This window comes from Peribacillus frigoritolerans (genome assembly GCF_001636405.1).
Classification (GTDB): domain Bacteria; phylum Bacillota; class Bacilli; order Bacillales; family DSM-1321; genus Peribacillus; species Peribacillus frigoritolerans.
In genome coordinates, this window is sequence record NZ_KV440950.1 from 381,998 (window position 1) to 406,623 (window position 24,626).

The following is a 24,626-nucleotide window of genomic DNA, read 5'->3' on the forward strand; positions in this document are numbered from 1 at the left end:
GTATGGGATGGGGATTGGATTTATTCCACAGACGGGGAAAAAATAAAAAGGAGCGGACGCAAAAAAAGCTTCCGGAAACCGGAAGCCTTTCGTCTTAAACGTATAGGAATGAAGATACATTTTCTTCAGGCAGGATATTGCCTACAAAGAAAGAGCCAAATGCAGCGTATCGTGCACTCACTTCATCAAAACGCATTTCATAGATTAATTTTTTGAATTGAAGGACATCCTCTGCGAATAGAGTCACGCCCCATTCATAATCGTCAAAACCGACAGAACCTGAAATGATTTGTTTTACTTTACCGGCATAACTGCGGCCAATCAAGCCGTGGGAACGCATTAAGCCTTTGCGCTCTTCCATGGAAAGCATATACCAGTTATCATCGCCATCACGACGCTTGTCCATTGGATAGAAGCATACATGTTTCGCTTTTGGCAGTATCGGATAAAGTCTGGAACGAACATGAGGATTCTGATATGGGTCCTCACCATCTCCGCCAGCTAAGTAATTGCTTAATTCCACGACCGAAACGTATGAATAAGCGGGAATTGTATATTCGGCAAGCTTCGTTTTGTTGAATTCGTTTTCGATTGCATTCAATTCTTCCATGGTCGGGCGGGCAAACATAAGCATGAAGTCCGCTTTCTGACCAACGATGGAATATAGGGCATGGCTGCCTTCATTGTCGCTTTGTGTCATATTCCATTTATCCAATAAACCTTGGAATTCCGAGATGGCCAATTGGCGTTCGTCACTTGATAACGTTTTCCAAGAAGCCCAGTCGATCAGGCGGAAATCATGTAAACAATACCAGCCGTCCAGTGTTTGTGCTGCTTCACTCATTACAATCACTCCTAAGTCTTTTTATAACTTTAATATAGCATAGTTTCAGTATAAGGAAATTTATATCAACCCGCAAACACCATCACTGTTTTTCGGTGTTTCTGTAATTTTCAAATTTGCGGAGGGCTGGAATTTACCTGGCTGCTGGAGTATTCTTAAAAGAAGACGACAATGGATTTTACCGGATGGTTAAATATAGAAAAAATGGGGGAAACGTATCTAAAAAGGAGGAAGAGCCAATGAGTGATTTATTTGAAATATTGGAATCGAAAATTATGGGGCATAATTTAAAGATCGTTTTTCCGGAAGGGTTGGATGAACGGATTTTGGGAGCAGCAGGCAGGCTAGCCCAAGCTAAACTGGTGACACCGGTATTGATCGGGGATATCGGGTTGATTCAAGAGAAGGCAAAAGACTTAAAGATCTCCCTTGATGCAATCGAAATATATGATCCGAAGAATTATATCATGATGGATGAAATGGTTGAAGCGTTCGTGAAGGTCCGCGATGGTAAAGACACTGATGTACAAGCACGTGAAATCTTAATGGATGAGAACTATTTTGGAACCATGCTCGTCCATATGAAACTGGCACATGGAATGGTTAGTGGCGCAACGCATTCTACAGCCGATACGGTTCGTCCTGCCTTAAAGATCATTAAAACAAAGCCGGGCGTCCAAAAAACCTCGGGAGTGTTCATCATGGTCCGGGAGGAAGAGAAATATGTATTCGCGGATTGTGCGATCAATATAAACCCGAGTTCCCAGGACCTGGCTGAAATTGCTATAGAAAGTGCGAAGACTGCATTAATGTTCGATATCGAACCGCGTGTGGCGATGCTGAGCTTTTCGACAAAGGGATCGGCAACATCCCCCGAGACCTTAAAAGTGGTTGATGCCGTCGATTTGGCAAAGGAAATGAACCCTGAAGTCATTCTTGATGGGGAATTTCAGTTTGACGCAGCCTTCGTTCCTTCTGTGGCAAGGAAGAAAGCACCGGATTCCCTTATTCAGGGGGATGCGAATGTTTTTATTTTCCCAAGTCTCGAAGCTGGGAACATTAGCTATAAGATGGTACAGCGCTTGGGTGGTTTCGAAGCTGTCGGTCCGATCCTTCAGGGGCTGAATCGTCCGGTGAACGACCTTTCGAGGGGATGCAGTGAAGAGGATGTATATAAACTGGCTGTCATTACAGCTGCACAGGGATTTGTGGCGCAGTATCAATAGGCAGCTTGAGGATTAAATGTAGAGGGAGATTCGTATGGGTGAGACAGATTCATTATTAATGCAGCAAGAGTGGAGGATTATTGATCAATCTTCCGTTGGACCTCAGTTTCCTGCTCTGGAGTCCTTTGCGATGGATGATACATTTTGCGCTTCCGTTGGGTCAGGTAAATCAGCGGCCGTAGCCAGGGCGTGGGTACACCACCGAACCATCGTCATGGGTATACAGGATACGAAGTTGCCTTTTCTTAAAAAGGGCTTGGAGCATTTGGAGGAACATGGTTTCCGGGCCATCGTGAGGAATTCCGGAGGGCTTGCAGTCGTCCTGGATGAGGGAGTCCTTAATTTTTCGCTCATTTTTCCTGAAAACGAGCAGAAAATTGAAATCAATCGTGGATATGATGCGATGTGGGAGCTTGTCCAATTGATGTTTTCCGATTTCCCAGTCAAGATGGAGGCGCGGGAAATCGTCGGCTCCTATTGTCCTGGCAGTTATGATTTAAGTATAAATGGACAAAAGTTTGCCGGTATATCCCAACGCAGGATCCGCAATGGCGTAGCGGTGCAAATCTATTTGTGTGTCAATGGAAGCGGGGCTGAACGTGCCAGTCTCGTAAAGGGTTTTTATGATGCAGCTAAAGGAAATGCAGAAACCAAATTCGCTTATCCTGATATCGTCCCTTCGGTAATGGCGTCCCTAACCGAATTGTTGGGTGTGCAATTAAGTGTTCAAGACGTGATGCTCAGATTCCTTCAAGTATTGAAGGAACATAGCGAAAGGATATTCTCTGACACACTTTCCGCTGAGGAATGGCCGTTGTATGAGGCGTATTTGACGAGAGTGGTCGAACGCAATGATAAAGTGTTCGATGCATTAAAGGATTGAAATGAAAGAAGCCGTTCCATTAAGTCAGGAATGGCTTCTTTCATTTAATAGGACTTTAGCATTCACTGAAACTGTAAAAGGACTGTATGATAGGCGGAGATAGCATTCCTTCTTTCTTGAGACAATGAAAAAAAGAGCCTTGTTGGCTCCCTTTTTCGGATAAATAGGGGTGAAACGGCCTCTGGCATGTGGTTGATCTATATAACAGAACCCCACATTATCTTATTACTCGGCCATTTTTTCCAAATTGCCATTCCGGTCCATCTTGAACTTAGTTGCCGGACGTTCCTCTTCCTCCAACAAGACCAGCTTTCTTGCTCGATTCATGATATTCATCAAAGTTTCATAATCTTCCTGCATCAAGCCGCTGTTTTGTTCTAGGTGGCTGATTTTATTCTCCAAATCTTCGTTTCGCTTTTTCAGTCCTTTAATTTCAAGCTTCAATCTTTCATTTTCGGTTTTTAATACTTCGGCTTGAAGCATGCGGCCGTTCATGGATTCCAAATAGGCGATGACGGCATCAAGGCTCATGGCCGATTCCAAAGTAACTGGTGTGTGCTGTGTCTTAGGAGCGAGGGCTTCTGCCACAACGAATTCCTCTGCTGATTCATAATTGGCAGTATCGACTTCGGTATTCAACTCTAGTTCCTCCTCTTGTACATGGGGAACCATTATGTCGGAAATCGTTGGGGACGGCGGTGTATAAAGAAGCCGTTTTTTCCCTCCTTGATCTTTTCCAAGGATCCTTTGCCGCTGCTTACGCTGTTTCTTGGCAAGGGATAGCGCTTTATCATAATTATGGCGGACAACTGCATTCCAGCGGAATCCGCATGCTGCAGAGGTGCGATTCAACTTATCTCCTACCTCTTCAAAAGCATTAAGCTGAGTGCTGCCTTCCCGCACATGGCGCAATACCGTTTCTGCCAAAAGCAAATCATCTTCTTCTGTCCAGGCGTCTTGACGAACCTTCATTTCTACATACTCCCTTTCTGGTAACTTTTAAAATAAATAACTATATAAAATATCGTGTAGCAGTGATTTATGGAGTGTTCTACTAGCATTTTGGACAAAATATGGATTTTTTATACAAAAAGGTTAAAAGGATACTAGTTTTTTGATTAATTACATCATTTTACACATCATTCAGCCCTCTTGATATTCATAAGTAGAAACGGTAAAATACCTTTTAGTCATATAAATGGATGAAATACAGTTTGTCATGGAAAGGATGGTGACCGGAGGATGTCCAATGAATTCAGAGTGTGCGATGACTGCTTGGCGGTAAACATAAAAACATTGATCCCGCGTCTTGAAAAGCTTGATCCCGACGCGAAAATTGAAGTGGGCTGCCAATCCTACTGCGGTCCTGGCAGAAAGAAGTCTTTTGCCTTTGTCAATAACCGTCCGGTTGCTGCACTGACAGAAGACGAGTTACTAGATAAAATCAATAAAAAACTAAAGTAGGATCCATGATATATAGGTAGAGTGGATTGTTTCTTATGATATATGGAACCAGTAATCATCACCCAGATTCGACACACTGCGGTGATTTTTTATTTCCTTATTTTCGAGACAAAACCAGACTGGGACTTCCGTTTTCTTACAAAATGCCCCCTCTTACTAGCAAGGTGGAAGTTAGGGTTTTTTGTCAAAACACGCTATAATGAGTGCATCGAGATTATGAAAAAGAGGGTAGTTCATGGGATATTCCGGCGAAAAATTACAAGAAGAAAAAGTATTCAAGGATCCGGTGCACCGATATATACATGTTCGTGACCGGGTTATATGGGATTTAATAGGGACGAAGGAATTCCAGCGGCTTCGTAGGATCAAACAGCTGGGAACGACTTATTTAACCTTTCATGGTGCGGAACATAGTCGGCTTAGCCATTCGCTTGGAGTATACGAGATTGTCCGGAGAATCGTGGATGATGTTTTCGAGGGCAGACCGGAATGGAAACCAGAGGAGCGGTTATTATCCTTGTGCGCAGCCCTCCTGCATGATTTGGGTCATGGTCCTTTCTCTCATTCTTTTGAAAAAGTGTTTGATCTGGATCATGAGCAATTCACGCAGCAGATAATCGTCGGCGATACGGAAGTGAATAAGATCCTCCTTAGAGTTGGGCGTGATTTTCCAAAAAAAGTGGCAGAAGTCATCGCGAAAACCTATAAAGGCAAATTAGTAGTCAGCCTGATTTCAAGTCAGATCGATGCTGATAGAATGGACTATTTACAGCGTGATGCTTATTTCACTGGCGTGAGTTATGGTCATTTCGATATGGAAAGGCTTTTGCGTGTGATGAGGCCAAGGGAAGAACATGCCGTCATAAAGCAGAGCGGGATGCATGCGGTTGAGGATTATATCATGAGTCGCTACCAAATGTATTGGCAGGTTTATTTCCATCCAGTTACGAGAAGTGCGGAGGTCATACTTACCAAGATCCTACATAGGGCGAAACATTTATATGAATCCGGTTATGAGTTTGCTCAAGAACCGCACCATTTTTATTCATTGTTCAAGGGTGAAGTGACTTTAACGGACTATTTGAAAATGGATGAATCGGTGATGCTCTATTATTTCGAAGCATGGGAAGAGGAAAACGATGCGATTTTAAAAGATTTATGCACTCGCTTCGTTAACCGTAAACTATTTAAATATGTGGAATTCCATCCGTCGAACAGTCAAATGAACAGATTGATGGAATTAAGGACGCTATTCAAGAAGGCAGGCATCGATCCGGATTATTATCTTGTCGTCGATTCCTCATCAGATCTGCCGTATGATTTTTACCGGCCAGGTGAGGAAGAGGAGAGACTTCCGATTCACTTGCTTAAAAATAATGGCGAAATTCGTGAATTATCACGTGAATCCGAAATTGTCGATGCAATTTCAGGGAAAAGAAGAACGGATCATAAGTTGTATTATCCAGCGGATTTATTGCGTGATGAATCTACGAAAAAAAATATTAAAAAACAGATCCGCAAGCTTTTGGAGCTATCGGATTAAAGTGGTACATTTTTGGTGAGGAGTGACGAGCCTTGTTTAAGGATCATGCAAACATTATCAATGCAATTTCTACTGCCGGTGAAATCTCGGGTCGGAAAAAATTACAAAAAATCGTTTATATCGCGAAGAAGCTGTCCTTCCCATTTCATGAAAAGTTTCAGTTTCACTTTTATGGACCGTATTCGGAGGAGTTGACCTTACGGATTGAAGAGCTCTGCGAAATGGGCTACTTGAATGAAGTAAGGGAAAAAAAAGCGGGCTATTATCAATATTGTTATTCGATAACGGATGCCGGCCAGGATTTCCTATCCATACAGGAAGTGGAGATGCCGGCACTTGAGGCATGCTTACAGGATATGAACGAACAGAATGCCAGGTTTTTGGAGCTGGTTTCAACGGTATTATACTTCGACACGCTTGAAAAAGAGGAAGTCACCGAGAAAATTTTCACGCTGAAAAGCAAACAAAAGTATACCCTTGAAGAAATTGATGAGGCATATGAATATATTGAGCAGTTAAAAACAAAAGCTAAGCCGAATTGATGGCTTAGCTTTTCCCCATTATGTAAATCTTATAGATCGCTTTTACGGACACCGGCTACTGCTAAATGATTTTTTGACATTTCTTCAATGAAAATCGTCACGGCTTCCGCTGGTGCTCCAGTTGTTTCCGTCACTGCTGCAGTCACCTTTTCGACTAAAGCTTTTTTTTGTTCGTCTGTACGGCCTTCAAGCATTTTGACTGTTACATATGGCATCTCTTTTCCCCCCCTTCCTCTCTTATCTTGTAGTGTTTCACAATGGAAAAATAATTGCAAGACACGGAAGTCAGAGTTTTTTCACTTCTTGAGCTTTTGATGTATACTAACGGTATTAAACATTGGGGGAGAAGCTATCGATGCAATTCTTGGAGCAAATAGAACGGTTTTTGGTTTATCCTTTGGAAAAGCTTCCATATGTCATTGTGTCACTGTTGATCGCATTTACGGTTCATGAATTTTCCCATGCGTATGTGGCCTATAAGTTCGGTGACCCGACAGCAAAGAATGAAGGGAGAGTCACGTTGAATCCGATTTCACATTTGGATCCGATCGGAACTCTGTTGATATTGATAGCCGGTTTTGGTTGGGCGAGACCCGTACCGGTCAATCGTTTTCATTTCAAGAATCCAAAATTGGCAGGAGTGCTCGTCTCTTTTGCCGGTCCGTTCAGTAATTTGCTTGTTGCAATTTTGGGGTATTTGATTTTTTACGGGTTGCTGGCGGCAGGCGTTGGACCTGATTTACCGTTTTTCGTCGAGCCCTTCTTAAATATACTCATAAATTTAAATGTCCTTTTATTTGTATTTAATCTGTTACCGCTGCCGCCTCTCGATGGTTATAGGATCGTTCAGGATCTTGTTTCAGCAAACTTGCGGGCAAAAATGACCCAGTATGAACAATATGGCTCCCTTATTTTTTTGATCCTGATCATCACACCGATGAGTCAATATACAATTAGACCGATTTTGGATACTGGCATTAAATTTGTAGGAGGCACCTTGAGTCAATTTTTTTCACTTTTGTTTTTTTAACCAATAATAAGGAATGACAAACAATAAAGGGGGATATGAACATGGAAGAACAACCAAAGAAAAAGGTAGGCTTCAATATTATAAAAAACGACCCAACAGAAGGCCATGGCGGATATGGGGCAGGGGTATTAACACTCGATAATATTTCCCCGGTCATCATCGATGTGGATGCGGGTGAAGCAGAGGTCGATATCGGAGCGATGCATGCAAGAAGTGCAGTGGAAAAAGGGATCAAGTTCTTAAAGACTAAAGAGGAAGTCCCGAATGCCAAACCCTACTGGCTTGTTTGGGTGACCATTGAAGCCACTCAAAATGGTCCGCACTATGCAGGTGTGACAGCATGTGAAATGATGGTCGACAGGTCAATTAGACGCGGTTACAAATCGCTTCCGGAGCATGTTAACCGGATGGATAAATCGCTAAAACGAAAGATCATCGTTGAGGACATGGACGATAAATCAAAACGTGTGCTCGCAGACTTCCTGAAAAATCATGATGCGGGAATGTGGGAGCGTTCTTCAGATCAGCTGAAGGAGTCATTGACGGTTTGAATCTCGTTTGATGGATGAAATGTTAAGTTTAGTGAAAAATGCACTTGTAGGAAAGCGATAAAATCAGTAAACTTAAAGACAGCAGTTTAGTCACTGTGGAACTAGGACAGAAAAACCCCCGAAGCCTCTGCAGGCTTCGGGGGTTTTTCGTTATCCCCAAGGTTTTAAGATTTTCTTGTACCAAGGGGCCTTTTTAAGTTCTTCTTCTTTTGGGGCATGTTTCGGATTCTCACCCTTAAAGTGCTCGGCACAGTATTCGACAGGCTCGGTTCCTTTAACATAATAAGTCATTCTTGAGACGGGACAATCCTTTGTGGCCAATTTTCCGCTTACGGGATTCACGTTTACCCCGATTACGTTTTCGGTTTCCTTAAATGATTTTGCCGGTTTACCTTTTAAACCCTTTTCCATATAGGAAGCCCAGATTTTCTTTGCATAGCCTTTTTCAGCAGGGATCTCGATCTTTTTGCCTTGGTCATATCCAGTCCATACTCCTGCTACAAGCTCCGGTGTGTAACCGATCATCCAGCTATCCGTCGGGGTGGAGCCTGATTTGCCGGCATATGGGCGGGTCAGCCGGGAACTGATGGTGCTGCCGGTCACTTTCGTATAGCCATTTAATGTTTCATCGAAAACACCAGTAAGCATCTGGGTCATGACAAATGCCTTGTCCTTATCCAGAATCTGTTCCGGTTTCTCCTTTTCATCAAAAATCACTTCACCTTTTTGATTTTCCACCTTTTTGATAAACACGGGTTCCACCTTCTTGCCGCCGTTAGCCAGAATGCTGTATGCGTTCACCATTTCAATCGCCCTAACACCTGACGTACCGAGTGCCAGGGAAGGGACGGCATCCATCTTTGCCGTGATTCCGAATCGACGCGCGGTATCGACCAATGACTGTTCCCCAAGGAACAAATGCGTTTTTACGGCAAAGATATTATCAGAAAGAGCAATGGCCTGAGCCATCGTGATTTCGCCTTTCGCATATTGATGGTTATAATTATGCGGTGTGTAAGATGAGTGACCATCATCGAAAGAAAATGTAGTTGTCTCGCTTTTCAAGGTGGTGGACGGTGTGAAACCATTCTCCAGCGCTGAATAGTATAGCAATGGCTTCATGGTTGACCCAGGCTGGCGAACGGCCTGTGTGGCCCGATTGAATGGAGACTCGGAATAATCTTTACCGCCGACCAGCGCACGGACCTCCCCGGTATCCGGATCCATTGCCACTATCGAGGCTTGAATGCCTGAAGACTTGGGTATGGTATTGGAAAGGACCTCTTCGGCAGCATCCTGCTGGGTTTCGTCAAGTGTCGTATACACCTTAAGGCCGCCGAGCTCGATCGTCCGGTCATCTAAATGAAGCTGAGATTTTAAAGCCTGCTTGACGGCATCCTTGAAATAGGGAGCGGTCTTCTTGGTGACCGTTCCGTGTTCCCCCTTTAATGTAAGGGATGTTCGCAGCGCTTCCGCGATATCCTTGTCTGAAACGTAGTTTTTGCTTTTCATGGATTGCAGGACAACTTTCTGCCTTGATTTCGCTTTTTCAAAGTTATCCAATGGAGAATAGTTTGACGGCCCTTTTGGTATTCCGGCCAGCATGCTCGCTTCAGGAAGAGTCAGATCCTTGGCATCCTTGCCAAAGTAATATTGACTTGCAGCTTGGGCTCCATATGCGCCATGGCCATAGTAAATCGTATTTAAATAGCCTTCTAGAATTTCCTTTTTGGAGTAGTTCATTTCTAAACGTATCGTATAAAAGGCCTCATTAAGTTTACGCGACCACGTTTTGTCATGCCCAAGAAACAGGTTCCGGGCATACTGCTGGGTAATGGTGCTTGCACCCTGGACCTTGGACATTGCCTTAATATCGGCAAGGATGGCACCGCCGATCCGCTTTATATCAAATCCATAATGAGTATAAAATTGGCGGTCCTCAACGGCGACAGTCGCTTTGATGAGCTGTGGTGAAATCGACTCCATTCCGGCCCAATAACGCTTCTGGCCATTATCTGTTTCACCGATCACATTTCCATCATCACTGTAATAGAGAGTGGACTGCGGCACGACCAAAGGAGGCGGACCTAATATTTTTGCGTAAATCAGTAAAGAGAGAAGCAATACAAAGAGTATTGTCAGCCCGATTGTGGCAAGGATAATGAAGGCCCGTACATATTTAGTTGTCCTTTTAAATCGTTCGCTTGGAATCAATTCCATTGCTTTCACCTCTCTTATCAGGTAAGAATCTAGTATCTATTACTATTATGGAAAAAAAAGAAAATTTTAAACATAAGAACTGCATTTAAGAAATTTATCTTGCAATTCTGCTAGATTCGTCTATAATTTTTCTAGCTAATGACTATACCGATTTTGGGGAACCTATAAGGTGACTGACAATATGAAATGGAAAAGGAGCGTTAATAAATGAGCATTTGGTTTACTGAAAAACAAACAGAGAACTTTGGTATTACGATGAAAGTGAATCGTACTTTACATACGGAGCAAACTGAGTTTCAAAAGCTTGATATGATTGAAACGGAAGAGTGGGGCAATATGCTATTGCTGGATGACATGGTAATGACTTCACAGCGCGATGAATTCGTTTACCATGAAATGGTAGCCCATGTTCCTTTATTTACCCATCCTAATCCAGAAAACGTTTTGGTTGTAGGTGGAGGGGACGGAGGAGTTATCCGTGAAATCCTTAAACACCCAAGCGTAAAAAAAGCTACATTGGTGGATATCGATGGGAAAGTCATCGAATACTCAAAGAAATACCTGCCGGAAATTGCAGGCATGCTTGAAGATCCGCGTGTAGACGTACAAGTTGGGGATGGCTTCATGCACATCGCCAAAAGTGAAAATGAATATGACGTGATCATGGTCGACTCAACTGAACCTGTCGGACCTGCTGTCAATTTATTCACAAAAGGTTTTTATGCCGGGATTTCCAAAGCTTTGAAAGAAGACGGGATTTTTGTGGCACAATCCGACAACCCTTGGTTTAAAGCGGACTTAATTCGCGATGTACAACGTGATGTGAAAGAGATATTCCCAATCACGAGCCTGTACTTAGCGAATATCCCGACGTATCCAAGCGGCCTTTGGGCGTTCACGATCGGATCGAAAAAATATAATCCATTAGAAGTGACTGAAGATCGTTTCCATGAAATGGAAACTAAATATTATACAAAAGAACTTCATAAAGCAGCATTCGTTCTGCCTAAATTCGTTCAAGATTTAGTGAAGTAAGGGAGGCATGGACCATGAAATTCGATGAAGCCTATTCAGGTAATGTATTCATTAAAAGCCATCCTGTTTTTGAGGAATCAGAAGCTGTGCTATACGGCATGCCGATGGACTGGACGGTAAGTTTCCGTCCGGGTTCTCGCTTCGGCCCTACCCGGATTCGTGAAGTTTCGATTGGTTTGGAAGAGTACAGTCCGTATTTAGATCGTGAATTAGAGGAAGTTAAATTCTTTGATGCCGGGGACATTCCATTACCATTCGGCAATCCGCAGCGCAGTATCGATATGATTGAAAAATTTGTCGACAGCTTGTTGGATGCAGGTAAGTTTCCAATGGGTATGGGAGGGGAACATCTTGTCACATGGCCTGTCATCAAAGCCATGTTCAAAAAGTATCCCGATATGGCCATCATCCATATGGATGCCCATACAGATTTACGTGAGGATTATGAGGGAGAGCCGCTTTCCCATGCGTCCATCATTCGTAAATCCGCAGAACTTATCGGCCCGAAAAATGTATACTCTTTCGGCATTCGTTCCGGTTTGAAGGAAGAATTCCAATGGGCAAAAGAAAATGGCATGCACATCTCTAAATTTGAAGTTCTTGAACCTTTGAAAGAAGTGTTGCCGCAGTTAGCTGGCCGTCCTGTATATGTGACGATCGACATCGATGTTCTTGACCCTGCGCACGCGCCGGGAACAGGCACCGTTGATTGTGGAGGCATCACTTCCAAAGAGCTTTTAGCTTCGATTCATGAGATAGCACGGTCTGAAATAAATGTGGTCGGCTGCGATTTAGTAGAAGTGGCGCCGATCTATGATCCATCCGAGCAAACTGCGAATACGGCGAGCAAGCTGATTCGCGAAATGATCCTAGGGTGGGTTCAAAAAGGTTAATCATGGAAGAATTGACTGTTCCTGTTTTTTAGCGGGAATGGTCTTTTTTTATCCATGGAAAAGAATCCGAAGGGCTCTTTTTGAATAATTACGCCCAATGAGTCATTATTGCGTTAAAATCAAATGAATTGCAACAACTTGATTTCGACAGCACACTTTTGGTTTAACACTTTATTTTCCGCTCCAAGTTGAAACTTCCTTGAAGAATATTTATACTTATAAAGTTAAGAACGACATGATGAAGGAAGTGTAGCTTTGACTCTTCATGATATAGATAAGCATGCTATTAAAGTGACCTTACAGACAAAAATCAAGCACGGTTCAGAAACGGAAACGTATGAGCTGGTCACATTTGGTACAAAAATGTATAAAGGTGCAGATTTATATTTGCAATATAAAGAGGAAAATGAAACCGGTCAAACACAAACGACCATCAAGCACAAACCGGATGAAACGATCCTGCTTAGAAATGGTGCCATTAAAATGAGGCAGCTTTTCCGCCTGCAGGAAGCGACAAATGGGCATTACGAAAGTATATATGGCAGGTTAGGATTACGGACGACCGCGAAGAAGATCCATCATCAATGGGATGAGCAGGCCAAACAAGGGAAACTTGTCCTTAAATATACGTTACATATGCAGGGAAGCGAACCCGGTCAATATGAGATGACGATTTCCTACAAGGAGGAAGCATAACGCATGAATATAGTAAAAGAGGTACAGGAAAAACTGAAAGAAGAGATTAAAGCGGCAGTCATTAAAGCCGGTTTAGCAACGGAAGAGCAAATTCCGAATGTTGTATTGGAGCTGCCAAGAGATAAGACACACGGAGATTATTCCACGAATATGGCCATGCAATTAACGAAGATTGCAAAGAAAGCGCCAAAGATGATAGCAGAGGCAATCATCGAAAACTTTGACAATTCAAAAGCATCCATCGAAAAAATTGAAATTGCAGGACCGGGTTTTATCAATTTCCACATGAATAATGCGTATTTGACAGAACTGGTTCCTGTCATTTTGAAAGTGGATGAAGCATATGGGGAAAGTGACTTTGGTAAAGGCGAAAAAATCCAAGTGGAGTTCGTTTCCGCGAACCCGACCGGTGATCTCCATCTTGGTCATGCCCGTGGTGCAGCAGTAGGTGATACGCTATGTAATATCCTAGCTAAAGCAGGTTATGATGTTTCACGTGAATACTATATCAATGATGCCGGTAACCAAATCAATAATTTGGCCATTTCCATAGAAGCCCGTTATTTCCAGGCACTTGGCCTCGAAAAGGATATGCCTGAGGACGGTTATCATGGCGAAGATATCATTGGCATCGGTAAGACACTTGCAAGTGAGTATGGGGATAAATATGTAAATGCCGATGAGAAGGAACGTTTTGAATTTTTCCGTGAGTACGGCTTGAAATATGAAATGGAAAAACTGAAAACGGACTTGGGTAATTTCCGTGTCGGATTTGATGTATGGTACTCCGAGACATCCCTCTATCAAGACGGTAAAATTGATGAAGCACTTAAAGTGTTGAGGGAAAGGGGCCATGTTTACGAGGAAGATGGGGCTACATGGTTCCGCTCTACGGAATTAGGCGATGATAAAGACCGAGTGCTTATTAAGCAGGATGGGTCTTACACATATTTGACACCGGATATTGCCTATCATCGTAATAAATTGGAGCGCGGCTTTGAAACGTTGATCAATATCTGGGGTGCAGACCACCACGGGTATATACCGCGCATGAAAGCAGCGATCGAAGCATTAGGGTACAACCGCGAGCAGCTTGAAGTGGAAATCATCCAGCTTGTTCACCTGTACAAGGATGGCGAGAAAATGAAGATGAGTAAACGTACCGGTAAAGCAGTTACGATGCGTGACCTGATTGATGAAGTGGGTCTGGATGCAACACGTTATTTCTTTGCAATGAGAAGTGCGGATACTCATATGGATTTCGATTTGGATCTTGCAGTATCACAGTCCAATGAAAACCCGGTTTATTATGCACAGTATGCCCACGCCCGTATTTCAAGCATTTTACGCCAAGGTGTGGAACAAGGGATCAGCTATGAAGGAGTCACTGATTTCTCTGCCCTAGCTACTGAAAAAGAAGTGGAGCTTTTGAAGAAATTAGGAGAGTTCCCGCAGGCAATAGCGGAAGCAGCCGAAAAACGGATGCCTCACCGTATGACGAACTATATATTCGACCTGGCCTCTACATTCCACAGTTTCTACAATGCAGATAAGGTTCTGGATGTTGAAGAAATGGAAAGAAGTAAGGCGCGTCTTGGACTGGTCAAATCCGTCCAAATTACGTTAAAGAATGCATTGGCCATCATCGGGGTTTCGGCACCGGAAAAAATGTAATGGAAAAAAGCGGCTGTTTCTAGCGAAACAGCCGCTTTTTTTAGGTTATTTAGCACTCAATGGCTCCGCCGCTCACCCTTTTTACACCTCGAATCTTAGCCATATCTTCAATCAGCTGCAACATTGCCCGATCCTTCATCTTGGCCTCGATCATGAAATCCGCGTCCTGTCCAAGATCCTTAAGCACTTTAAAAAGGGGCATGATGAAGTCCAAATCGATATAATCTGCATGCGAGCGAAATTCACCTGCCGATTTTGGCGATGAAATATGGATCTTTGGTACCGCCCCTGCTTGATTCCAAGTGGTGAACACCTCGGTGAGCAGCTCGTTAAGCGGCTCATCTGAAAGGTTTGCGAGATGATGGTGATAATCGAATACAAGCGGGATGCCCTCCCTTTTACATACGCCGAGGGTTTCGGATGCTGTATAGGTTTTATCATCATTCTCCAAAGTCATTCTTTCCTTGATGTGCATAGGCAGCGATTTAAGGTTGTCATGAACCCTTACAAGGGCGGACTCTTTATCACCATAGGCCCCACCGACATGGATATTGATGAAAGAGGTGCCCGCAATGCCCATTGCATCAAGCATTTTATAATGGAACTCCATATCTTTCACTGCATTTTGTGTGATCTCGGGCTTAGGGCTGGTGAACAGCGTAAACTGATTGGGATGAAAGCTGATCCTCATCTTGTGTGCAGTGGCCCAATCGCCAAGCTGTTTCCACTCTTTCTTAAAAGGAGTGACGAAATCCCATTCGATGTCGGGATGTGTGGCTAAAGGAACAATGGAACTGGACATCCGGTACACTTCTATTTGGTGTGCCGTGTTATATTGGAGGACCCTTAAGGTATTTTCAATGTTCTGCCTTGTCACATCCAGGAGCTTTTCCATTCCTTTTTCTGCACCAAGTGTGCTATATCGCTTGAAAGTAAGTGTCTTAGCCGGAGAAGCCTCCCATAAACAGGTGGCATTGGATACGAACCCAAATCTTATTTTCATTATATTTTTCTCCTTGAGCAAAGGGTTGTCAAAGAAAAGGAGAAAGGATGGAAGCCAGTGATTCTTTTGCGGAACGGACTACATTCATACTGGAAAGAGCGTCCCCGTTCAGCGGCTTGGATTCGGCCAGGTCCACTGCCAATTCCTTTTCTACATCTTTTATAAATGTCCGGTCAAATACGATGCAGTTCATTTCACTATTTAAAAAACAACTGCGTTTATCAAAATTAGCCGTACCGATATCACACATTATATCATCGATCAATATCACTTTAGAATGGTAGAACCCTCTTTGAAATTGCATGATTTCCGCCCCGTCTTTTATTAGTACCCGAAAATAGGGAAAAGAAGCTTCTTTTACAAGGGCGTGGTCTGAAATTTCAGGTACGATGACCGTAACGGAAACATTGCGTGCAAGGGCATCCCTTAATTCCTGAAATAAAGTTTCACTGGGAATGAAGTATGGAGTCCCGATAATGATTTTTTTAGTCGCTTGACGAATCATGTGTGTCAGTGACTGTTCAAGATCACTGCCATTCGTGACGACAAACTGATGGGCCTGCGTCCCGGGAGTCAATGTCGGAAAATAGGCAGGAGTCCCTCTGTAATCCTCGTTTGTATCATAGAACCAATCAGAGAGGAAGACTTCCTGAAGGTCCTTTACACCTTCCCCGGTCATTTTTAAATGGTAATCCCTCCATGGGTTCAGCTTTTCCCCTTGGTTTATATACTCCTTACCGATATTGAAGCCGCCAAGATAGCCGATTTTTCCATCTATCACCGAGATCTTACGGTGATTTCTTTTTTGTATGGAATAGAAAAGGAAGGGGAGTTTCGGTTTAAAGCTGAAAGAAAAATGAACGCCGCTTTCAGTCAGCTCCTGAATGGTTTGGCGGGACATCCCTTTACTCCCTATCCAATCGACTAAAAGCCGCACTTCCACGCCCTCTTCCGCTTTTGACTGCAGTAACTTCAAAAAGTCCTTGCTGAATTTATCATTTTTTACTATATAAAAAAGGATATGGATGGAATCCTGAGCTTGCCTGACTTCCTTGATATAATCTTCAAACAGGATTTTCCCTGATGTGAATACAGTCATTTCACTATTCCGAGGCGGATATTTAATGTTGTTTGCTTGCTTCAAATAACGCTTATGCCCTACCTTAAGATCAACCCAGCACCAAGAGAAGATCAATAAAAATATAGAGGCAATCGTAGTGATTATCTTCAAAAAAAATCCCCCCTAAATGATTATATTTAGTTTGGCTCTAATTCCCTGACAGTAACCATTAAAAAGGGGGAAAGGATCTTCATTTTTTTAGAATGCAGAAGGGTAATGCATGGATTTGTCGAATTATATAAATTAAGGGGCAGAAAAATTAAATGGTTTTTAAAAGAAAAAAGTTGACTGAATGCTCATTCATTATATAATGGAATTAATCAAATTTCAGAAAAATGCCAAATTTCCCATAATGGTACCTGGCATTTTGCAATTTACTAAAGAGGGGGAAAGACTGCATGGAAATGAATGGTTTACTTTGGATCAACTTAGTTGCATTCCTGCTTGTAACCGCTTACGCCGCCGGTTTGTTTGTCTATTTGATAAAGACTCGTATTGCTTATATAAAACTTGGCAAAAAAGTGGAATTCGATAACCGTGTGAAAGATCGTCTTGTCAAAATAGGGGTTTATGTATTTGGACAGAAGAAGCTCTTTAAAGATAAAAAGAGCGGGATCATTCATGCCTTGTTATTTTATGGTTTCATATTAGTGCAATTTGGTGCACTTGATTTTTTTGTTAAAGGCTTAAGGCCGGGGTGGCATTTACCGTTTGGCCCTGTTTATCCGGCCTTTACTTTCTTCCAGGAAATTGTGACGCTTACCGTTCTTGTTGCAATCCTATGGGCGGCATACCGCCGTTATGTCGAAAAGCTTGTTCGCTTGAAAAGGGATTTCAAAGCAGGTTTGGTTGTCATCTTCATTACCGGTATCATGATCACCGTATTACTGGGGAATGGAATGGGAATGATCTGGCATGGACACGATGCAACCTGGTCGGAGCCAGTCGCATCGAGCATCGCATTTCTATTCGGCTGGATGGGGCCAACAGCGGCAACCGTCGTTTTTTATGTAGCTTGGTGGCTGCATTTACTGATCATATTATCTTTCCTTGTTTATATCCCGCAATCTAAGCACGCTCATTTGATTGCCGGTCCAATAAATGTATTCCTTAATCGCCTGGACAATCCGGGGAAATTGAAACCGGTTGATTTGGAAGAAGAGATTCTCGACAAAGAAGGCAATCAATATTACGGTGCCAAATATATCGAGGACTTGACGCAATATCAAATGGTGGACCTCTATGCCTGTGTGGAGTGCGGTCGCTGTACGAATATGTGCCCGGCTACAGGTACCGGGAAAATGCTGTCCCCGATGGATATCATAATCAAGATGCGTGACCATTTAACAAATACAGGCGCTGCCGTTACAACGAAGCAGCCATGGGTTCCATCTTTTGTTTTTGGAAATACGAAGGGAAATAAGATTGCTTTGGCTGGTGCCGCGCAGGGGGCGCAGGAGTCAGCTGCAGCAACAGAAGCATACAGTCCGAGCCTGATTGGCGAAGTCATTACGGAAGAAGAACTTTGGGCTTGCACCACATGCCGGAACTGTGAAGATCAATGCCCGGTAATGAATGAACATGTCGACAAAATCATTGATATGCGCCGTTATCTAGTGCTTACTGAGGGTAGACTTGATTCCGATGCCCAGCGTGCCATGACGAATATCGAGCGTCAAGGGAACCCGTGGGGATTGAACCGTAAAGAGAGAGAAGATTGGCGAAGCCTTCGGGAAGATGTCAGCGTCCCAACCGTGAAGGAATTAAAAAAGGCAGACGAAGAATTCGAGTATTTATTTTGGGTGGGTTCAATGGGGTCGTACGATAACCGAAGCCAGAAGATTGCCCTTTCCTTTGCTAAATTATTGAATGAAGCGGGCGTCAAATTTGCAATTCTCGGAAATAAGGAGAAAAACTCAGGGGATACTCCACGTCGATTGGGTAATGAGTTTGTTTTTCAGGAACTTGCCATGAAAAATATAGAAGAATTCCAGAAGAATGAAATAACGAAAATCGTGACGATCGATCCGCATGCATACAATATCTTTAAGAATGAGTATCCGGATTTTGGCTTGGAAGCGGAAGTGTATCACCATACTGAGCTGTTGTCCAAACTTGTCAGTGAAGGCAGGCTGGTGCCGCAATATCCGGTGAATGAGACGATTACATTCCACGATTCCTGTTATTTGGGAAGATACAATGAAGTTTACAGCCCGCCGCGTGAAATCTTACAATCCATCGATGGAGTGAAACTTATTGAGATGGAGCGTAACCGTGAGAAGGGTATGTGCTGCGGAGCTGGAGGCGGTTTGATGTGGATGGAAGAAGAAACTGGAAACCGCATTAATGTGGCCCGTACCGAACAAGCGCTGGCCGTCAGTCCAACAGTGATCAGCTCAGGATGTCCTTATTGCCTGACCATGCTATCTGATGGGACGAAAGCAAAAGAAATTGAGGAAAATGTTAAAACGTATGATGTAGCTGAACTACTCGAAAAAGCGGTCATTGGTGAAAATAAATCGATTGCCTCTTAATATTAAATGGAATAGCCTGCTTCCTCTAAATGAGATTCAAATGGGAGCAGGCAATATTTTCAATATTTATAAACTAAATATTTTCATTTTTGAGAAAAATGTGTAATATAATATAATATTAAGCGCTTACAACACTATTTTTTAAACTCCAAATTGAGCGAGCGTTCAATCAATGTTACTTATAGGGGGAAATAATGATGGCGAAAACAGTGATTATTAGCGGTGTGAGAACACCTTTTGGCAAATTTGGCGGTGGTCTTAGCAGTTTGACCGCATCACAACTTGGTGGAATAGCAATCAAAGAGGCACTTGTTCGGGCAGGGATTGAAGGAAGCCAAGTGGACGAGGTCATCATGGGGAATGTGCTTCAAGCAGGCCAAGGCCAAATACCGTCCCGCCAGGCAGCCCGTCATGCTGGATTGCCTTGGGAAGTGAAAACGGAAACCATTAATAAAGTATGCGCATCAGGACTTCGCAGTGTCACATTGGCTGATCAGATCATTCGCTTAGGTGAAGAAGAAATCATTGTTGCCGGCGGAATGGAATCGATGAGCAATGCACCTTATATCCTTCCGAAAGCAAGGTGGGGCCTAAGGATGGGTGATGGGGAACTGAAGGATACGATGATATCGGATGGACTAAGCTGCAGTTTTACGGGCGTACATATGGGGACTTACGGTAACAGTACAGCCGAGGATCTTGAAATCACCCGTGAGGAACAAGATAACTGGGCTTATGAGAGTCACCAAAAAGCGATAAAAGCAATCGATGGCGGAATTCTTGCAGAAGAAATCATTTCCGTACAGGTGCCGGTCCGAAAAGGCGAACCAATTACCATCGAACATGATGAAGCCCCAAGAAAAGATACATCTGCCGGAAAGTTGGCTAAACTAGGTCCAGCTTTCAATAATGAGGGGACCATTACGGCTGGTAATGCACCCGGTGTCAATGACGGGGCAGGTGCACTCGTATTGATGAGTGAGGAACGTGCTGAAAAGGAAGGGAAAACGCCTTTTGCCTATATTTTAGCTCATGCAGAAGTGGCAGTGGAAGCAAAGGACTTCCCTAAAACGCCAGGTCTGGTCATAAATGAACTTCTGAAGAAGACAGGTAAATCGATAGAGGAAATAGATTTATTTGAAGTGAATGAAGCATTTGCAGCGGTTGCATTGGCCAGCGGGAAAATTGCCAACATCGAGCCTGGAAAAGTGAACGTAAACGGAGGGGCTGTAGCATTAGGTCACCCAATCGGGGCAAGTGGTGCCCGCATCATCATTACGCTGATGCATGAACTGAAACGCCGCGGAGGGGGATTGGGCATCGCAGCGATCTGTAGTGGCGGAGGTCAGGGAGATGCCATTTTAATAGAAGTGCCTAAGCAAGGATAATAGTTTCATAGATAAATGAGGAGGGATATTCCCATGGGCATTCAAAAAGTGATGGTCATTGGTGCGGGACAGATGGGATCTGGCATTGCCCAGGTCTGTGCAATGAGCGGTTATGAAGTTCTTTTACACGATTTAAAGGATGAATATGTAGAAAAGGGGTTAGGGACTATTGCCAAAAACCTATCCCGGCAGGTTGAAAAAGGGAAAATGGAATCCGAGGAGAAGGATGCAATCCTTTCCCGGCTTACTTCCTCAACGAATTTGAAAAATGCAGCTGCAGTAGATTTGGTGATTGAAGCGGCAGTGGAAAACATGGAAATAAAAACAAGAATATTCGCCGAGTTGGATGAAATCACGCCCCGGCACGTCATTCTTGCATCCAATACTTCTTCGCTGCCGATTACCGAGATAGCCGCTGCCACGAAAAGGCCGGAAAAGGTAATTGGCATGCACTTTATGAACCCAGTTCCAGTCATGAAGCTGGTTGAGGTCATACGCGGCCTTGCTACAGCGGATGAAGTTTATCAAGAGGTTGAAAAGATGGCTGAATCCTTGAATAAGGTACCGGTGGAAGTCAATGATTTTCCAGGTTTTGTAGCGAATCGGATTTTGATGCCGATGATCAATGAGGCCATCTATACACTTTATGAGGGTGTCGCTACTAAAGAAGCGATCGATGACGTAATGAAACTGGGCATGAACCATCCGATGGGCCCGCTTACGCTAGCTGACTTCATCGGCCTGGATACATGCTTGTATATAATGGAAACCCTTCACCAAGGACTGGGAGACGATAAATACCGACCGTGTCCGCTGTTAAGGAAATATGTAAAGGCTGGGTGGTTAGGAAAGAAATCAGGACGGGGCTTTTATGAATATAACTAATCATGGAAAGATGTGCAGCCAGGGAGGGAAGAAGGATGGAATTCAAGTTTACCGAAGAACATGAAATGATGCGGAAAATGGTAAGCTCTTTTGCGGAGAATGAGATCACTCCTCATATCGAGGCAATGGAAACCGGCGTGTTTCCAAAAACGATTCTGCAAAAAATGGGTGAGCTTGGTTTGATGGGAATTCCGATTTCAGAAGAATACGGTGGCGCGGGTATGGACTTCATGTCTTATATCATTGCCATCAATGAGATTTCCAAAGTAAGTCCCACTCTTGGTGTCATACTGTCCGTTCATACATCTGTTGGCACAAATCCAATCGTTTATTTTGGAACGGAAGAGCAGAAGCGAAAGTATGTACCTAAGTTAGCCGCTGGTGAAAATTTAGGGGCCTTTTGTTTGACTGAGCAAAGCTCAGGTTCCGATGCTGCGAGTTTGAAATCGAAGGCAGTGGCAGTAAAGGAAGGCGGACAATATCGAATAAATGGGTCCAAGGTTTTTATCACCAATGGCGGGGAAGCGGATGTGTTCATTGTTTTTGCTTCAACCGACCCTCAAAAGGGAAGCAAGGGAATCTCTGCTTTTGTCGTAGAAAAAGGGACGCCAGGTTTAATCATCGGTAAAGATGAACGTAAAATGGGCCTTCATGGGTCGAGTACCGTGCAGGTAACATTCGAGGATATGAAAGTCCCTACAGCCAATCTCCTTGGCAAAGAAGGTGAAGGTTTTAAGATCGCCATGGCCAACTTGGATGCTGGAAGGATCGGGATTGCCGCTCAAGCGCTAGGTATTGCAGAAGGAGCCATGGAACATGCTGTCCAATATGCAAAAAGCAGGGAGCAATTCGGAAAACCCATTGCAGAACAGCAAGGGATTGGTTTCAAACTGGCAGAAATGGCAACGAGCATAGAAGCTTCGAGGCTACTCGTCTATCGGGCGGCATATTTACGCTCGCAAGGATTGAATTGCGGTAAAGAGGCAGCGATGGCTAAGCTATTCGCTTCGAGGACGGCCGTTGAGGTGGCGATAGAAGCAGTCCAAGTGTTCGGAGGCTATGGATATACAACGGATTATCCGGTCGAACGATATTTCAGGGATGCAAAGGTAACTGAAATTTATGAGGGTACAAGCGAAATACAGAGAATGGTCATCAGTAAAAATCTATAATTACGAGAAACTTAGGAGGCATTGCCATGCAATTTAAACTAACGGAAGAACATGAAATGATCAGGAAAATGGTGCGCGACTTTGCCCAGAATGAAGTGGCTCCTACTGCTGCCGAGAGGGATGAAGAAGAACGATTCGACCGTGAAATCTTCGATAAAATGGCTGAACTTGGATTGACCGGGATTCCGTGGCCTGAGGAATACGGCGGAATTGGAAGTGATTACTTAGCGTATTGCATAGCGGTTGAGGAACTTTCCCGAGTTTGCGCTTCTACTGGGGTGACTTTATCAGCCCATACTTCGCTCGCAGGATGGCCAATATATAAGTTTGGCACTGAAGAACAAAAACAAAAATACCTTCGCCCGATGGCACAGGGTGAAAAGATCGGTGCATATGGCCTGACTGAGCCTAGCTCAGGCTCAGACGCCGGCGGGATGAGAACGACTGCAAAGCTTGTGGGTGATGAATATGTTATCAGCGGTTCCAAAATCTTCATTACGAACGGCGGGATTGCGGATACATATGTCGTCTTTGCATTGACGGATCCTGAATCGAAGCAAAAAGGAACGAGTGCTTTTATCATTGAAAAGGACTTCCCGGGCTTCAGTGTTGGTAAAAAAGAGAAGAAGCTTGGAATCCGTTCATCACCGACTACGGAAATCATCTTTGACGAGTGCCGTGTTCCTAAAGAAAATCTCCTTGGAAAAGAAGGGGAAGGCTTTAAAATCGCGATGATGACGCTTGATGGCGGCCGTAATGGAATTGCAGCCCAGGCTGTAGGGATAGCCCAAGGTGCATTGGATGCCGCGGTTGATTATGCAAAAGAGCGCGTCCAATTCGGCAAGCCAATTTCTGCACAGCAGGGAATCGGTTTTAAATTGGCGGATATGGCAACGGGTGTTGAGGCTTCAAGACTATTAACCTATCAGGCAGCCTGGTTGGAATCAGTGGGCCTTCCTTATGGGAAAGAGTCGGCCATGTCCAAACTTTTTGCTGGAGATACAGCAATGAAAGTGACGACGGAGGCCGTACAGGTTTTCGGGGGCTATGGATATACAAAAGATTATCCAGTGGAGCGGTATATGCGTGATGCGAAAATAACCCAGATTTACGAAGGTACTCAGGAAATTCAAAAGCTGGTCATCTCACGGATGGTTACTAAATAGGGTTGAAACTGTGGTTTTCCGATGAGGCTCTGCCTTTACCGGAATTCCCTTTTCAATTTCTTCAGAATATCAATGATTGAATAATGGGCTTTCAAAAGGAGTTTGGAAATGGAAAAAAGAGAGGTTCTTGCATCTGTAAAGGATGAGCGGCTGGTTGAAAAAAGGCGTACGCAAATGATTAAGGGAGCGGTAACCCTTTTTAAAGAAAAGGGATTTCATCGTACGACAACCAGGGAAATTGCCAAAGCGGCAGGCTTTAGCATTGGCACATTATACGAGTATATCCGGACCAAGGAAGATATATTATATCTCGTTTGTGACTTTATTTATGATGAAGTCCAGGAAAAGCTTCAGAAGGAAATAGAACAGAGTGATGGGACACTTGAAAGCTTGAAGCTGACGATCGCCTATTTTTATAAAGTGATGGATGATATGCAAGACGAAGTGCTTGTCATGTATCAGGAAGTGAAGGCCCTGACGAAAGATGCTTTACCATATGTTCTGAACAAAGAACTTCGGATGGTGGGCATGTTCGAAAAAGTGATAACGAAATGTGTCGAGAATGGGGAGCTCTCATTAACGGAAAAACAAATAAGCCTTGTTTCACATAACATTTTCGTACAGGGACAGATGTGGAGTTTTAGAAGATGGGCATTGCATAAACAGTACACGCTTCAAGAGTATGTTGAACTGCAGACGCAATTATTGATTCAAAATGTATCGGGTTCCAAAGTGCACTGATATAAATAAGTTTCAA

Annotated in this window: 23 protein-coding genes; 17 read left to right on the forward strand and 6 right to left on the reverse strand. The window is 43.6% G+C overall.

Annotated features, from left to right (window positions below):
* Positions 1 to 94: 94 nt before the first annotated feature.
* The gene (gene hemQ, locus A6755_RS01920) at positions 95 to 844 is read right to left on the reverse strand and encodes a hydrogen peroxide-dependent heme synthase (RefSeq protein ID WP_034315911.1); all 750 of its coding nucleotides are present in this window, start codon (positions 842 to 844) and stop codon (positions 95 to 97) included.
* A 239-nt stretch (positions 845 to 1,083) separates the two neighbouring features.
* On the opposite strand from hemQ, the gene pta reads away from it, so the two are divergent.
* The gene (gene pta, locus A6755_RS01925) at positions 1,084 to 2,070 is read left to right on the forward strand and encodes a phosphate acetyltransferase (protein WP_063589655.1); all 987 of its coding nucleotides are present in this window, start codon (positions 1,084 to 1,086) and stop codon (positions 2,068 to 2,070) included.
* 34 nt (positions 2,071 to 2,104) lie between these two features.
* Complete coding sequence (gene lipL, locus A6755_RS01930; RefSeq protein ID WP_034315908.1) at positions 2,105 to 2,953, forward strand: octanoyl-[GcvH]:protein N-octanoyltransferase; 849 nt, start codon at positions 2,105 to 2,107, stop codon at positions 2,951 to 2,953.
* A gap of 225 nt (positions 2,954 to 3,178) precedes the next feature.
* On the opposite strand, the gene A6755_RS01935 is transcribed toward lipL, so the two are convergent.
* Complete coding sequence (locus tag A6755_RS01935) at positions 3,179 to 3,925, reverse strand: RsfA family transcriptional regulator (RefSeq protein WP_063589656.1); 747 nt, start codon at positions 3,923 to 3,925, stop codon at positions 3,179 to 3,181.
* A 270-nt stretch (positions 3,926 to 4,195) separates the two neighbouring features.
* On the opposite strand from A6755_RS01935, the gene A6755_RS01940 reads away from it, so the two are divergent.
* The 3 genes from A6755_RS01940 (at position 4,196) to A6755_RS01950 (ending at position 6,502) form a co-directional block, all read left to right on the forward strand.
* Positions 4,196 to 4,417, forward strand: a complete 222-nt coding sequence (locus A6755_RS01940; RefSeq protein WP_034315903.1) for a YuzB family protein — start codon at positions 4,196 to 4,198, stop codon at positions 4,415 to 4,417.
* Positions 4,418 to 4,652: 235 nt separating this feature from the next.
* Complete coding sequence (locus tag A6755_RS01945) at positions 4,653 to 5,960, forward strand: HD domain-containing protein (RefSeq protein ID WP_034315900.1); 1,308 nt, start codon at positions 4,653 to 4,655, stop codon at positions 5,958 to 5,960.
* Positions 5,961 to 5,992: 32 nt separating this feature from the next.
* Positions 5,993 to 6,502: a YwgA family protein gene (locus A6755_RS01950; RefSeq protein WP_034315899.1), complete on the forward strand. Its 510-nt coding sequence runs from the start codon at positions 5,993 to 5,995 to the stop codon at positions 6,500 to 6,502.
* Between the two features lie 29 nt (positions 6,503 to 6,531).
* On the opposite strand, the gene thmT is transcribed toward A6755_RS01950, so the two are convergent.
* Positions 6,532 to 6,717 carry a 2-hydroxymuconate tautomerase gene (thmT, locus tag A6755_RS01955; RefSeq protein WP_034315897.1) on the reverse strand — a complete coding sequence of 62 codons (186 nt, stop codon included), beginning with the start codon at positions 6,715 to 6,717 and terminating at the stop codon, positions 6,532 to 6,534.
* Positions 6,718 to 6,857: 140 nt separating this feature from the next.
* On the opposite strand from thmT, the gene A6755_RS01960 reads away from it, so the two are divergent.
* Entirely contained in the window at positions 6,858 to 7,532 is a 675-nt protein-coding gene (locus A6755_RS01960) for a site-2 protease family protein (protein ID WP_244889618.1), read from the forward strand.
* Between the two features lie 41 nt (positions 7,533 to 7,573).
* Positions 7,574 to 8,083 carry a YwhD family protein gene (locus tag A6755_RS01965; RefSeq protein ID WP_063589657.1) on the forward strand — a complete coding sequence of 170 codons (510 nt, stop codon included), beginning with the start codon at positions 7,574 to 7,576 and terminating at the stop codon, positions 8,081 to 8,083.
* A gap of 150 nt (positions 8,084 to 8,233) precedes the next feature.
* Here the strand turns inward: A6755_RS01965 and A6755_RS01970 are convergent, their stop codons facing one another.
* Positions 8,234 to 10,303 (reverse strand): transglycosylase domain-containing protein, encoded by a 2,070-nt coding sequence (locus A6755_RS01970; RefSeq protein WP_063589658.1) that lies wholly within the window; start codon positions 10,301 to 10,303, stop codon positions 8,234 to 8,236.
* A gap of 207 nt (positions 10,304 to 10,510) precedes the next feature.
* Here A6755_RS01970 and speE point away from each other — a divergent pair, with 207 nt between their 5' ends.
* From speE to argS, 4 genes are all read left to right on the forward strand, one after another.
* Positions 10,511 to 11,338, forward strand: a complete 828-nt coding sequence (speE, locus tag A6755_RS01975) for a spermidine synthase (RefSeq protein ID WP_034315891.1) — start codon at positions 10,511 to 10,513, stop codon at positions 11,336 to 11,338.
* 14 nt (positions 11,339 to 11,352) lie between these two features.
* Positions 11,353 to 12,231 (forward strand): agmatinase, encoded by an 879-nt coding sequence (gene speB, locus A6755_RS01980; protein WP_034315888.1) that lies wholly within the window; start codon positions 11,353 to 11,355, stop codon positions 12,229 to 12,231.
* Positions 12,232 to 12,486: 255 nt separating this feature from the next.
* Positions 12,487 to 12,927: a YwiB family protein gene (locus tag A6755_RS01985; protein ID WP_048683553.1), complete on the forward strand. Its 441-nt coding sequence runs from the start codon at positions 12,487 to 12,489 to the stop codon at positions 12,925 to 12,927.
* 3 nt (positions 12,928 to 12,930) lie between these two features.
* Complete coding sequence (gene argS, locus A6755_RS01990; RefSeq protein ID WP_063589659.1) at positions 12,931 to 14,601, forward strand: arginine--tRNA ligase; 1,671 nt, start codon at positions 12,931 to 12,933, stop codon at positions 14,599 to 14,601.
* A 49-nt stretch (positions 14,602 to 14,650) separates the two neighbouring features.
* Here argS and uvsE read toward each other — a convergent pair whose 3' ends face one another.
* Together uvsE and cls are read right to left on the reverse strand one after the other, a co-directional pair.
* Positions 14,651 to 15,604, reverse strand: coding sequence for a UV DNA damage repair endonuclease UvsE (gene uvsE / locus A6755_RS01995; RefSeq protein ID WP_063589660.1), 954 nt, complete (start codon positions 15,602 to 15,604; stop codon positions 14,651 to 14,653).
* 28 nt (positions 15,605 to 15,632) lie between these two features.
* On the reverse strand, positions 15,633 to 16,835 hold the full coding sequence (cls, locus tag A6755_RS02000) for a cardiolipin synthase (protein ID WP_063589661.1): 1,203 nt from the start codon (positions 16,833 to 16,835) through the stop codon (positions 15,633 to 15,635).
* Positions 16,836 to 17,128: 293 nt separating this feature from the next.
* Here cls and A6755_RS02005 point away from each other — a divergent pair, with 293 nt between their 5' ends.
* The 6 genes from A6755_RS02005 (at position 17,129) to A6755_RS02030 (ending at position 24,610) form a co-directional block, all read left to right on the forward strand.
* A complete protein-coding gene (locus A6755_RS02005) occupies positions 17,129 to 19,258 on the forward strand; it encodes a (Fe-S)-binding protein (RefSeq protein ID WP_063592398.1) in 2,130 nt (709 codons plus the stop codon).
* Between the two features lie 197 nt (positions 19,259 to 19,455).
* Entirely contained in the window at positions 19,456 to 20,646 is a 1,191-nt protein-coding gene (locus tag A6755_RS02010) for an acetyl-CoA C-acetyltransferase (RefSeq protein ID WP_063574642.1), read from the forward strand.
* 33 nt (positions 20,647 to 20,679) lie between these two features.
* Positions 20,680 to 21,531: a 3-hydroxybutyryl-CoA dehydrogenase gene (locus A6755_RS02015; protein WP_048683542.1), complete on the forward strand. Its 852-nt coding sequence runs from the start codon at positions 20,680 to 20,682 to the stop codon at positions 21,529 to 21,531.
* Positions 21,532 to 21,566: 35 nt separating this feature from the next.
* Positions 21,567 to 22,703 carry an acyl-CoA dehydrogenase gene (locus A6755_RS02020; protein ID WP_063589662.1) on the forward strand — a complete coding sequence of 379 codons (1,137 nt, stop codon included), beginning with the start codon at positions 21,567 to 21,569 and terminating at the stop codon, positions 22,701 to 22,703.
* 26 nt (positions 22,704 to 22,729) lie between these two features.
* A complete protein-coding gene (locus A6755_RS02025) occupies positions 22,730 to 23,869 on the forward strand; it encodes an acyl-CoA dehydrogenase (RefSeq protein ID WP_034315870.1) in 1,140 nt (379 codons plus the stop codon).
* A gap of 108 nt (positions 23,870 to 23,977) precedes the next feature.
* Complete coding sequence (locus A6755_RS02030) at positions 23,978 to 24,610, forward strand: TetR/AcrR family transcriptional regulator (protein WP_034315867.1); 633 nt, start codon at positions 23,978 to 23,980, stop codon at positions 24,608 to 24,610.
* Positions 24,611 to 24,626 lie beyond the last annotated feature (16 nt).